Source organism: Kitasatospora sp. NPDC057198 (assembly GCF_042670125.1).
Taxonomy (GTDB): domain Bacteria; phylum Actinomycetota; class Actinomycetes; order Streptomycetales; family Streptomycetaceae; genus Kitasatospora.
Window position 1 is genome coordinate 1 of sequence record NZ_JBHUWH010000222.1, and the last position, 12,272, is coordinate 12,272.

At 72.4% G+C, this 12,272-nt stretch carries 9 protein-coding genes; 8 read left to right on the forward strand and 1 reads right to left on the reverse strand.

Annotated features, from left to right (window positions below; all coding sequences use genetic code 11):
* The first annotated feature begins 115 nt into the window (after positions 1–115).
* From ACFUEL_RS23420 to ACFUEL_RS23450, 7 genes are all read left to right on the forward strand, one after another.
* Positions 116–286, forward strand: coding sequence for a hypothetical protein (locus ACFUEL_RS23420; RefSeq protein ID WP_380238675.1), 171 nt, complete (start codon positions 116–118; stop codon positions 284–286).
* A 129-nt stretch (positions 287–415) separates the two neighbouring features.
* Positions 416–928, forward strand: a complete 513-nt coding sequence (locus tag ACFUEL_RS23425) for a MauE/DoxX family redox-associated membrane protein (RefSeq protein WP_380238677.1) — start codon at positions 416–418, stop codon at positions 926–928.
* Positions 929–979: 51 nt separating this feature from the next.
* A complete protein-coding gene (locus tag ACFUEL_RS23430) occupies positions 980–1,837 on the forward strand; it encodes a DsbA family protein (protein ID WP_380238679.1) in 858 nt (285 codons plus the stop codon).
* A gap of 80 nt (positions 1,838–1,917) precedes the next feature.
* A complete protein-coding gene (gene lgt / locus ACFUEL_RS23435) occupies positions 1,918–2,895 on the forward strand; it encodes a prolipoprotein diacylglyceryl transferase (RefSeq protein ID WP_380238681.1) in 978 nt (325 codons plus the stop codon).
* 186 nt (positions 2,896–3,081) lie between these two features.
* A complete protein-coding gene (locus tag ACFUEL_RS23440; protein ID WP_380238683.1) occupies positions 3,082–3,822 on the forward strand; it encodes a VIT1/CCC1 transporter family protein in 741 nt (246 codons plus the stop codon).
* A 442-nt stretch (positions 3,823–4,264) separates the two neighbouring features.
* Positions 4,265–8,845 (forward strand): glutamate synthase large subunit, encoded by a 4,581-nt coding sequence (gene gltB / locus ACFUEL_RS23445; RefSeq protein ID WP_380238691.1) that lies wholly within the window; start codon positions 4,265–4,267, stop codon positions 8,843–8,845.
* Positions 8,838–10,298, forward strand: coding sequence for a glutamate synthase subunit beta (locus tag ACFUEL_RS23450; RefSeq protein ID WP_380238685.1), 1,461 nt, complete (start codon positions 8,838–8,840; stop codon positions 10,296–10,298). Before gltB ends, ACFUEL_RS23450 begins: the two co-directional genes overlap by 8 nt.
* Before the next feature lie 376 nt (positions 10,299–10,674).
* On the opposite strand, the gene ACFUEL_RS23455 is transcribed toward ACFUEL_RS23450, so the two are convergent.
* Entirely contained in the window at positions 10,675–11,037 is a 363-nt protein-coding gene (locus ACFUEL_RS23455; protein WP_380238687.1) for a nuclear transport factor 2 family protein, read from the reverse strand.
* Between the two features lie 105 nt (positions 11,038–11,142).
* Here ACFUEL_RS23455 and ACFUEL_RS23460 point away from each other — a divergent pair.
* The coding region (locus ACFUEL_RS23460; RefSeq protein WP_380238689.1) for an AAA family ATPase at positions 11,143–12,272 on the forward strand (1,130 nt) is incomplete at its 3' end.

Consider the following 12,272-nt stretch of genomic DNA (forward strand, 5'->3'; position numbering starts at 1 on the left):
GCCCTTCGCGTGCCGCGACTACTCCGCGAGGGTGAAAAACCGGCGGGCGCTGGTACTCCCGCCCCCGCCGGGGCCGTTTGACCCTCCGGTGGTTCGTCGGCGAAAGGGCATCCGGATGGCACGGGTTCACCGGGCGGTGCTGCTGCGGGCGCTGGCGGCCGGTCTGGCGCTGGCCGCCGCGCTGGTCGGGAGCGGGGGCGTGGAGCGGGAGTTGGCCCGCCGGGGGGCGGAGCGGGCGGTGCTGTGCCAGCAGTCGGAGGCGGGCTGCGACGTGCCGGGACGATGATCCGGAAAATCGGACGTATGACCGCTTAAGGTCGCTCATACGGCGTAATTCGCCAATGTGGAGGAACCACCCGTCGTCCCCTACGGTTCATCAGGCAGGAAACGGTGGAGCGCGTCCGAGGGGGAACTGATGGCCAGTCAGCAGGCCGACCGGGGCCGGGTGAGCGGGCTGCGCCGGGCGGTGGACGGCACGGCGGCCGAGTGGTTCGGGCTGGCGGTGCGGCTGGGCCTGGCGGTGGTGTGGGGCTGGGCGGGGCTGGCGAAGGTCTCCGACCCGGCGGAGGCGGCGCAGGCGGTGCGGGCGTACGAGATCCTGCCCGAGTCGCTGGTGAAACCGGTCGGCTGGGGGCTGCCGTTCCTGGAGCTGGCGCTGGCCCTGCTGCTGGTGCTCGGCCTCGGGACCAGGATCGTCGCGGCCGTCTCGGCCGTGCTGCTGCTGGTGTTCATCGCCGGCATCTCCTCCGCCTGGGCGCGCGGCATCTCGATCGACTGCGGCTGCTTCGGCGGCGGCGGCGCGGTGGACGAGTCGCAGACCAAGTACTTGCAGGAGATCCTGCGCGACACCGGGTTCCTGCTGCTGTCGGCGTGGCTCGTCTACCGCCCCCGGACGAAGCTCTCGCTGGACGCCTGGCTGGCCGCCTGAGCCGCCCGCCGCCCCCGACGACCCCGACCACTGGACTGGCAAGAGCACCCCATGAGCGAGAAGAACCGAGAAGGCAAGCGCAACGCCCGGGACAAGATGAAGGAGGCCCGGGCCGCCGAGGAGGCCAAGGCGCGGCGGACCAAGAAGCTGGCGGTCGGCGGCGTGGTGGTCGCGGTGATCGCGGCCGCGGTGGTGATCGGCGTGGTGGTGCAGAACCAGCGCTCCAAGCCGGAGACCCCCACCGCGGCCCCGGCCGGGACGGTCGGGGACAAGAACCTGGTGATCCCGGTCGGCGCCGCCGACGCCCCGTCCACGCTGACGGTCTACGAGGACCCGCGCTGCCCGGCCTGCGGCAGCTTCGAGCGGAGCTTCTCGCCGACCGTCGACCAGTTGGAGGACGCCGGCAAGATCGTCGTCAACTACCACATCGTCTCGTTCATCGACCGCTCGCTGGGCGGCAGCGGCTCCAAGTACGGCGCCAACGCGCTGGGCTGCGCGCAGAACGCCGGGCACTTCCGCGACTACCACGACGTGCTCTACCGCAACCAGCCGGAGGAGACCGAGGACTCCTTCGGCAGCAAGCAGACCCTGATCGACCTGGCCAAGCAGGTCCCCGGGCTGGACACGCCGGAGTTCCGGAGCTGCGTCAACGACAACGAGTTCGCCGGCTGGGTCTCCGCGGTGCAGCAGGACTTCGACAAGTCCAGCTACAAGTCGACCCCGACGGTGCTGCTGAACGGCGAGGCGGTCTACCCGAAGAAGGGCGACGAGCAGATCAGCCCGGAGAACCTGGTGAAGTGGGTGGACGCGGCCAACCAGGGCAAGCAGCTCGGCAGCACCGGCTCCCACGGGCAGAGCCCGGCGCCGACCTCCACCGCCGCCGAGTCCGACACCCCGCCCTCGCCCTGACCGGCCGGGGCCGCGTGACGCTACCGTGACCCGCTCCGGTACCGGTGGTGCCGGTGGGACACGGTAGCGTCGACAGTGCCATGGATCTCGCATACATTCCGAGCCCGTCGCGGGGCGTCCTCAACCTGGGGCCCATCCCGCTGCGCGCCTACGCCTTTTGCATCATCATCGGTGTCGTCGTGGCCGTGTGGCTCGGCAGCAAGCGGTGGGTCGCCCGCGGCGGCGGCCGCCACACGGTCGGCGACATCGCGGTCTGGGCGGTGCCGTTCGGCCTGGTCGGCGGTCGGCTGTACCACGTCATCACCGACAACCAGCTGTACTTCGGCGAGGGCAAGCACCCGATCGACGCGCTGAAGATCTGGGAGGGCGGCCTCGGCATCTGGGGCGCCATCGCCCTCGGCGCGGTCGGCGCCTGGATCGGCGCCCGCCGCCGCGGCGTCCCGCTGCCCGCCTACGCCGACGCGATCGCCCCCGGCATCGTGCTCGCCCAGGCGTGCGGCCGCTGGGGCAACTGGTTCAACCAGGAGCTCTACGGCCGGCCGACCACCCTGCCCTGGGGCCTGAAGATCGACAAGACGCTGGCCGACGGCACCGTCGTCCAGGGCGTCTACCACCCCACCTTCCTGTACGAGTCGATCTGGTGCGTGCTGGTCGCCGTCCTGGTGATCTGGGCCGACCGGCGCTTCACCCTCGGCCACGGCCGGGCCTTCTGGCTGTACGTGGCGGCCTACACCTTCGGCCGGTTCTGGACCGAGTGGCTGCGGATCGACGAGGCGCACCGCTTCTTCGGCCTGCGCCTGAACGACTGGACCGCGATCCTGGTCTTCCTCGGCGCGATCGCCGCCTTCGTGATCTCCGCCAAGCTCCGCCCCGGCCGCGAGGACCCGGACTCGATCGACCCGCAGGCCACCGAGGAGCGCGCCGCGGCCGTGGCCGCCGCGGAGGACGCCGGGACCGCCGACGCTGCTGACGCCGCCGGCGCCGCCGACGCCGCCGGGCCGGAGCAGCCGCGGGACGGCGCCCCGGCCGCGGGGAAGGACACCCGGAAGTCCTCCTGAGCGAAGCCGCTCGACCCCGTCGGGGCCGCCACCGCCGAGATCGGCGGGGGCGGCCCCAACTGCCTTTGGGCAGGCTTACTTTGCTGGAAAACGGCAGGTCGGTCCGGGTACGTTCGAGGGGCACCGGCAAGCCCGGCCGGAGCGCGGCCCGGGGGTTCCGCCGTGCCCGGAAGGGGAGCCGCCAGCATGAGCACCATCACCGCCGAACCGCAGGCCGACGACCCGCAGCACCGGATACCCGAGGCCGACCACCACCGGGACGTCAACGGCGGCTGGCTGCGCCCGGCCGTGTTCGGCGCGATGGACGGCCTGGTGTCGAACTTCGCGCTGATGACCGGCGTGGTCGGCGGCGCCGCCGACCCGAGCACCGTGGTGCTCACCGGCCTGGCCGGCCTGGCGGCGGGCGCGTTCTCGATGGCGGCCGGCGAGTACACCTCGGTGGCCTCCCAGCGCGAGCTGGTGGAGGCCGAGCTGGAGGCCGAGCGGATCGAGCTGCGCCGCAACCCGCAGGGCGAGCTGGCCGAGCTGGCCCAGTTGTACGTGGCCCGCGGCGTCGACCCGGAGCTGGCCCACGAGGTGGCCCGGCAGCTGTCCGCCGACCCGGACACCACGCTGGCCGTGCACGCCCGCGAGGAGCTGGGCGTCGACCCGGAGGACCTGCCCTCGCCGCTGGTGGCCGCCCTCTCCTCGTTCGGCTGCTTCGCGCTCGGCGCGCTGCTGCCGGTGCTGCCCTACCTGCTCGGCGCGACCGCGCTGTGGCCGGCCGCGCTGCTGGCGGTGCTCGGCCTGTTCGGCTGCGGCGCGGTGGTGGCCCGGGTGACGGCCCGCAGCTGGTGGTTCTCCGGCCTGCGGCAGCTGGTGCTGGGCGGGGCCGCCGCGGGCCTCACCTACCTGCTGGGGCGGCTGATCGGCGGGGCCGTCGGCTGACCGTTCACCCGGAAAGCCTTGTACGAAAATCCAGACCTCTGTATAGTTATGCCATGGAACGCGTGATGTTCCGCACATGGGCCTGAGCCTGCGCCTTGCCCTAGTCTCGACATCCGGCTGTCGACCCCCGGAATCAAAAGCGGGGGCGGCGTCGACTTCGAAGAATCCCAGGTGGGGCCCGGGTGACGCGTGTGGCGAGGGCGTTTCGCCCCTGTTTCGCGCCCTTCGGCCCAGGGCACACTGGAGGGAGCGCGCGACGCTGCGCCTTCCCCCCATCTGCCCCCTGACCTGGGAATCAGTCCGGGATGTGGACGCAGGAATCCACTTCCCGGTACAGGCGGCATCATGTAACCTGCACCGACAAATCGCATCAGGGCCAACGTCGTCCCTTTGCATGAAGCAACTGTTTACGACGACGGGAGAGCCGATGCTGTCTGCATCCATGCACCCCGGCAACGAGGACGCCAAGGCCACCGGCCCCTACGCCCTCGTCCCGGACGCGCGTCCCCAGGCCCAGGGTCTCTACGACCCGCGCAACGAGCACGACGCGTGCGGTGTCGGCTTCGTGGCCACGCTGACCGGCATCGCCGACCACAAGATCGTCGAGCAGGCGCTGACCGTCCTGCGCAACCTGGAGCACCGCGGCGCCACCGGCGCCGAGCCGGACTCCGGTGACGGCGCGGGCATCCTGACCCAGGTCCCGGACGCGTTCCTGCGTGCGAACACCGACTTCGAGCTCCCCGCCGCCGGCTCCTACGCCGTCGGCATCGCCTTCCTCCCGGACGCCGACGAGGAGGCCGCCGCCGCGGCCACCCGGATCGAGGTCATCGCCGCCGAGGAGGGCCTGACCGTTCTCGGCTGGCGCGACGTCCCGGTCACCCCCGACCTGCTGGGCGCCACCGCCCGCTCGGTCATGCCGCGCTTCCGGCAGATCTTCGTCACGCACCCGGACCGCACCGGCATCGCGCTGGACCGGGTCGCCTTCGTGCTGCGCAAGCGCGCCGAGCGCGAGGCCGGGGTGTACTTCCCCTCGCTCTCCGCCCGCACCCTGGTCTACAAGGGCATGCTGACCACCGGCCAGCTGGAGCCCTTCTTCCCCGACCTGTCGGACCGGCTCTACGCCTCCGCGATCGGCCTGGTGCACTCGCGCTTCTCCACCAACACCTTCCCGAGCTGGCCGCTCGCCCACCCGTACCGCTTCGTCGCGCACAACGGCGAGATCAACACGGTCAAGGGCAACCGCAACTGGATGACCGCCCGGGAGTCCCAGCTCGCCACCGACCTGATCCCCGGCGACCTGGACCGGATCTTCCCGATCTGCACCCCGGACCACTCCGACTCGGCGTCCTTCGACGAGGTCCTGGAGCTGCTCCACCTCGGCGGCCGCTCGCTGCCGCACTCGGTGCTGATGATGATCCCGGAGGCGTGGGAGAACCACGCCACCATGGACCCGGCCCGCCGCGCGTTCTACCAGTACCACTCCAACCTGATGGAGCCCTGGGACGGCCCGGCCTGCGTCACCTTCACCGACGGCACCCAGATCGGCGCCGTCCTGGACCGCAACGGCCTGCGCCCGGCCCGGTACTGGATCACCGAGGACGGCCTGGTCGTGCTCTCCTCCGAGGTCGGCGTGCTCGACATCGACCAGGAGAAGGTCGCCAGGAAGGGCCGCCTGCAGCCCGGCCGGATGTTCCTGATCGACACCGCCGAGCACCGCATCGTCGAGGACGAGGAGATCAAGGCCGCCCTCGCCGCCGAGCACCCCTACGAGGAGTGGGTCGCCGCCGGGCAGATCCAGCTCGCCAAGCTCCCCGAGCGCGAGCACATCGCCCACACCCACGCCTCCGTCACCCGCCGCCAGCAGACCTTCGGCTACACCGAGGAGGAGCTGCGGGTCATCCTCGCGCCGATGGCCAAGTCCGGCGGCGAGGCGCTCGGCTCGATGGGCACCGACTCGCCGATCGCCGCGCTCAGCGAGAAGCCGCGCCTGCTGTTCGACTACTTCACCCAGCTGTTCGCCCAGGTCACCAACCCGCCGCTGGACGCGATCCGCGAAGAGCTGGTCACCTCGCTGCACAGCAACCTCGGCCCCGAGGGCAACCTGCTGGACGCCACCCCGGCGCACTGCCGCTCGGTCGGCATCACCTTCCCGGTGATCGACAACGACGAGCTGGCCAAGCTCGTCCACGTCAACGCCGACGGCGACCAGCCCGGCCTGAAGGCCGTCACGCTCTCCGGCCTGTACAAGGTCGCGGCCGGCGGCCAGGGCCTGGCGGCCCGCCTCGCCGAGATCGCCGCCGAGGCCGACGCCGCGATCGCCGACGGCGCCCGGATCGTCGTCCTCTCCGACCGGCACTCCGACGCCGAGCACGCGCCGATCCCGTCGCTGCTGCTCACCTCGGCCATCCACCACCACCTGATCCGCACCAAGCAGCGCACCCAGGTGTCGCTGCTGGTCGAGGCCGGCGACGTCCGCGAGGTGCACCACGTCGCGCTGCTGGTCGGCTACGGCGCCGGCGCGGTCAACCCGTACCTGGCGATGGAGTCCGTCGAGGACCTCGTCCAGCAGGGCGTCTTCGTCCAGGGCATCGAGCCCGAGAAGGCGATCCGGAACCTGATCTACGCGCTCGGCAAGGGCGTCCTGAAGGTGATGTCCAAGATGGGCATCTCCACCGTCGCCTCCTACCGCGGCGCGCAGGTCTTCGAGGCCATCGGCCTCTCCCAGCAGCTGGTGGACGCCTACTTCGCGGGCACCACCACCAAGCTCGGCGGCATCGGCCTGGACGAGATCGCCAAGGAGACCGCCGCCCGCCACGCCAAGGCGTACCCGGCCTCCGGCATCACCGCCGCGCACCGCGCGCTGGAGATCGGCGGCGAGTACCAGTGGCGCCGCGAGGGCGAGCCGCACCTGTTCGACCCGGAGACGGTCTTCCGCCTCCAGCACTCCACCCGCACCAAGCGCTACGACGTCTTCAAGCAGTACACGGACCGGGTCAACTCCCAGTCCGAGCGCCTGATGACGCTGCGCGGCCTGTTCCAGCTGGACGCCCTCGGCCGGACCCCGATCCCCGTCGACGAGGTCGAGCCGGTCTCCGAGATCGTCAAGCGGTTCTCCACCGGCGCGATGTCCTACGGCTCCATCTCGATGGAGGCGCACGAGACCCTCGCGATCGCGATGAACCGGCTCGGCGGCAAGTCCAACACCGGCGAGGGCGGCGAGGACCCGGAGCGCCTGTACGACCCGGCCCGCCGCTCGGCGATCAAGCAGGTCGCCTCCGGCCGGTTCGGCGTCACCTCCGAGTACCTGGTCAACGCCGACGACATCCAGATCAAGATGGCCCAGGGCGCCAAGCCCGGCGAGGGCGGCCAGCTGCCCGGCCACAAGGTCTACCCGTGGGTGGCCAGGACCCGGCACTCGACCCCGGGCGTCGGCCTGATCTCCCCGCCGCCGCACCACGACATCTACTCCATCGAGGACCTCGCCCAGCTGATCCACGACCTCAAGAACGCCAACCCCGAGGCCCGCGTCCACGTGAAGCTGGTCTCCGAGGTCGGCGTGGGCACGGTCGCGGCCGGCGTCTCCAAGGCGCACGCGGACGTGGTGCTGATCTCCGGCCACGACGGCGGCACCGGCGCCTCCCCGCTCACCTCGCTCAAGCACGCGGGCGGCCCCTGGGAGCTCGGCCTCGCCGAGACCCAGCAGACCCTGCTGCTCAACGGCCTGCGCGACCGCATCGTCGTGCAGACCGACGGCCAGCTCAAGACCGGCCGCGACGTCGTCATCGCCGCCCTGCTGGGCGCCGAGGAGTTCGGCTTCGCGACCGCCCCGCTGGTGGTCTCCGGCTGCATCATGATGCGGGTCTGCCACCTGGACACCTGCCCGGTCGGCGTCGCCACCCAGAACCCGGTGCTGCGCGACCGGTTCTCCGGCAAGCCCGAGTTCGTGGTCAACTTCTTCGAGTTCATCGCCGAGGAGGTCCGCGAGATCCTCGCCGAGCTCGGCTTCCGCTCGATCGAGGAGGCCGTCGGCCACGCCGAGCACATCAACGCCCAGGCCGCCATCGACCACTGGAAGGCCGCCGGGCTCGACCTGGCCCCGCTGTTCCACGTCCCGGCGCTGCCCGAGGGCGCGGCCCTGCACAACACCACCGGCCAGGACCACGCGCTCGACAAGGCGCTCGACAACCAGCTCATCGAGCTGGCCCAGGACGCCCTGGAGCGCGGCGAGGCCGTCCGCATCCAGCTGCCGATCCGCAACGTCAACCGCACCGTCGGCACCATGCTCGGCCACCAGGTCACCAAGAAGTACCGCGGCGAGGGCCTGCCCGAGGGCACCATCGACGTGACCTTCACCGGCTCGGCCGGCCAGTCCTTCGGCGCCTTCGTCCCCAAGGGCGTCACGCTGCGCCTGGAGGGCGACGCCAACGACTACGTCGGTAAGGGCCTGTCCGGCGGCGTGCTCGTGGTCCGTCCCGCCCGGGACGCCGCCGCGATCGGCGCCGACGCGCAGAACCACGTCATCGCCGGCAACACCATCGGCTACGGCGCCACCTCCGGCCGCATCCACCTGCGCGGCAAGGCCGGCGAGCGCTTCGCCGTCCGCAACTCCGGTGCCACCCTGGTGGTCGAGGGCGTGGGCGACCACGGCCTGGAGTACATGACCGGCGGCCGGGTGGTCATCCTCGGCGAGACCGGCCGCAACCTGGCGGCGGGCATGTCCGGCGGCATCGCCTACGTGCTCGACCTGCGTCCGGCCAACGTCAACAGCGGCATGGTGGGCATCGAGGCCCCCAGCGCCGCCGACCGGGAATGGCTGCGCGAGACCGTCCAGCAGCACTACGAGGAGACCGGCTCCACCGTCGCCGCCGAACTCCTGGCCGACTGGGGCAGCGGGGTCTCCCGCTTCTCCAAGATCATGCCCACCGACTACAAGGCTGTGCTCGCCGCCAAGGACGCCGCTGAGCGCGATGGCCTCTCCGAGGTGGAGACCACTCGCAAGATGATGGAGGCGGCAAATGGCTGACCCCAAGGGCTTCCTGACCACGCCCAAGCAGCTGGCGGAGCGCCGTCCGGTGGACGTCCGGCTCCGCGACTGGAACGAGGTCTACGTCGAGCGCAGCCTCCTTCCGATCATCAGCAAGCAGGCCGGCCGCTGCATGGACTGCGGCATCCCGTTCTGCCACAACGGCTGCCCGCTCGGGAACCTGATCCCCGAGTGGAACGACCTCGCCTACCGGGACGACTGGTCCGGCGCGATCGAGCGGCTGCACGCCACCAACAACTTCCCGGAGTTCACCGGCCGCCTGTGCCCGGCCCCGTGCGAGTCGGCGTGCGTCCTGGGCATCAACCAGGACGCGGTGACCATCAAGAACGTCGAGGTCACCATCATCGACAAGGCGTGGGACCGCGGCGGGGTCACCCCGCAGGTCCCCGAGCGCCTGTCCGGCAAGACCGTCGCCGTGATCGGCTCCGGCCCGGCCGGCCTGGCCGCCGCCCAGCAGCTCACCCGGGCCGGCCACACCGTGGTGGTGTACGAGCGCGCCGACCGCATCGGCGGCCTGCTGCGCTACGGAATCCCCGAGTTCAAGATGGAGAAGCGCCACATCAACCGCCGCATCGAGCAGATGCGCGCGGAGGGCACCCGCTTCCGCACCGGCGTCGAGGCCGGCGTCGACATCAGCGGCCAGGACCTGCGCTCGCGCTTCGACGCGGTCGTCATCGCGGCCGGCGCCACCACCGCCCGCGACCTGCCCGTCCCCGGCCGGGAACTCAACGGCGTCCACCAGGCGATGGAGTACCTGCCGCTGGCCAACAAGGTCCAGGAGGGCGACTACGTCGACTCCCCGATCTCGGCCAAGGGCAAGCACGTCGTCGTCATCGGCGGCGGCGACACCGGCGCCGACTGCGTCGGCACCGCGCACCGCCAGGGCGCCCTCTCGGTCACCCAGCTGGAGATCATGCCGCGGCCGTCCGACGACCGCCCGGCGAACCAGCCCTGGCCGACCATGCCGATGACCTACAAGGTCACCTCGGCCCACGAGGAGGGCGGCGAGCGGATCTACTCCGTCTCCACCACCCACTTCGCCGGCGACGAGGACGGCAACGTCCAGGAACTGCACCTGGTCGAGGTCGAGTTCAAGAACGGCAAGTTCGAGCCCGTCCCCGGCAGCGAGAAGGTCATCCCGGCCCAGCTGGTCACCCTCGCCATGGGCTTCACCGGCACCGACGTCAAGAACGGCCTCGTCGAGCAGCTCGGCGTCGACCTCGACGCCCGCGGCAACGTCGCCCGCGACGGCAAGTTCGGCACCAACGTCGACGGGGTGTACGTTTGCGGTGACGCCGGTCGCGGCCAGTCCCTGATCGTCTGGGCGATCGCGGAAGGCCGCTCGGCCGCCTCGGCGGTCGACAAGTACCTGGGCGGCAAGACCGCGCTCCCCGCCCCGATCAAGCCGACCGACCGCTCGCTGGTGGTCTGACCGACCACCGCCCCGAGAACGCCCACGCCCCCCGCGAGGGGGGCAAGGCCGACAAACACCGACCCGCCAGAGCCGCCGGGACCCGGTCATCACGACGCCTGCCCACTCCCCGACCAGGTAAGGGCAGGCGTCGTTGTCGTTTTCCGGGGCTTACCGACGGCGGGAGAGCACCTTCAGGGGCTCGGGGAACGGCGAGTCCGTGCTGCTGGTGGCCGGAGCCCATTGGAGGTCGAGGCTGCTGCGTGTCTGTGACAGAACCCGAAGCAGATGCGCGCTCCGGCAGTGAACCGTCAGCAGACTGGGCCTCGCCGTTCCCCGAGCCCCTGGTGGGGGCTCTCGCCGTTCCCCGAGCCCCTGGCTTGTTCCCCTCCGCCGTTCAGGCCGTCGGGACCTTGTCCAGGAAGCCGACCACGGTGGCGATCCGGCCGTCCGCGGTGGCGGTGAGGACGTCGAAGCCGATCACCAGGGGCTCCTCGGCGCCCTCCGGGGCGAGCTCCCAGGTGAAGCGGGCCACGTCGTGGTGGGCGTCGACCGGGCCGAGGGTGAAGACCAGGCCGGCGAACTGGGCCTGGACGGCGGCCAGGGTGGCGTCGAACTGCTCGTGGCCGCGGGCCACCACCAGCGGGTCGGTGTAGGTGCCGTCGGCGGCCCAGGTCTCCTCGACCAGCTTGCGGCGGGCGGCCGGGTCGGTCTCGTTCCAGGCGGCGAGGTAGCGCTCGGCGAGGTTCTGCAGGTCCATGGTGGGCTCCTTCTGTTCCGTGCTCTTCGTGGTTTCCCTTGCGGAACAAGAAGTTACGGAGATCCGGCGGCCGGGGAATCAGTCACGCATAGGTAGGGTCGACCCATGCTGTACGGACGGGGGACGGAGCGGGCGGCACTCGACCGGCTGCTCGCGGAGGCGGCCGGGGGACGGGCCGGGGCGCTGGTGCTGCGCGGTGACCCGGGCATCGGCAAGAGCGCGCTGCTGGAGGCGGCGGCCGGTGCCGCCGCCGGGTGGCGGGTGCTGCGGGCGGCCGGGGTGGAGTCGGAGGCCCGGCTGCCGTACGCGGTGCTCAGTCAGCTGCTGGCCCCCGTCCTGGACCGGACCGGCGGCCTGCCGGGGCCGCAACGGGCCGCGCTGGAACGGACGCTGGGCCTCGCCGACGGCCCCGCCGGGGACCGGCTGCTGGTCGGGCTGGCGGTGCTGACCCTGCTCGGCGACCTCGCCGAGCGGCAGCCGGTGCTGGTGCTGGTGGACGACCTGCAGTGGGCCGACCCGGAGTCCGCCGCGGCGCTGCGGCTGGCCGCCCGCCGGCTCGGTGCGGAGCGCGTCGCCCTGCTGCTCGCCGCCCGGGAGGACGACGGGCCCGACCCGGCCGGGCTGCCCGAACTGCGGGTCGGGCCGCTCGCGGAGTCCGACGCGGCGCGGCTGCTGGCCGAACTCGCCCCCGAACTCGCCGACCCCGCACGGGTGCTGGCCGCCGCCGGGGGCAACCCGCTGGCCCTGCGCGAACTCCCGCGGGGCGAGGACTCCGGGGCGCTCCCGCCGGACGGGCGGCTGCGGCTCGCCTACCACGGCCAGGTCAGCCGGCTGCCCGGCCGCACCCAGCGCTGGCTGCTGCTGGCGGCGTTGGAGGAGAGCGGCGAGGCCCAGGTGCTGCTGCGGGCCGCCACGGAGAGCGGGCTGGACGCCGCCGACCTGGCGCCCGCCGAGGCCCAGGGCCTGCTGCGGGTCGACCTGGCGGCGGGCCGGGTCGCCTTCCGCCACCCGCTGCTGCGCTCGGCGCTGGTCGACCGGGCGCCGCTCGCCGACCGGCTGGCCGCGCACCGGGCGCTGGCCGGGGCGTACGGGCCCGGCGAGCCGCTGCGCCGGGCCTGGCACCGGGCGCTGGCCGCCACCGGGCGGGACGCGGACGCCGCCGCGGAACTGGCCGCCGCGGCCGGGGCGGCCGCCTCGCGCGGCGGGCACACCGGCGCCTCGGCGGCGTACGAGCG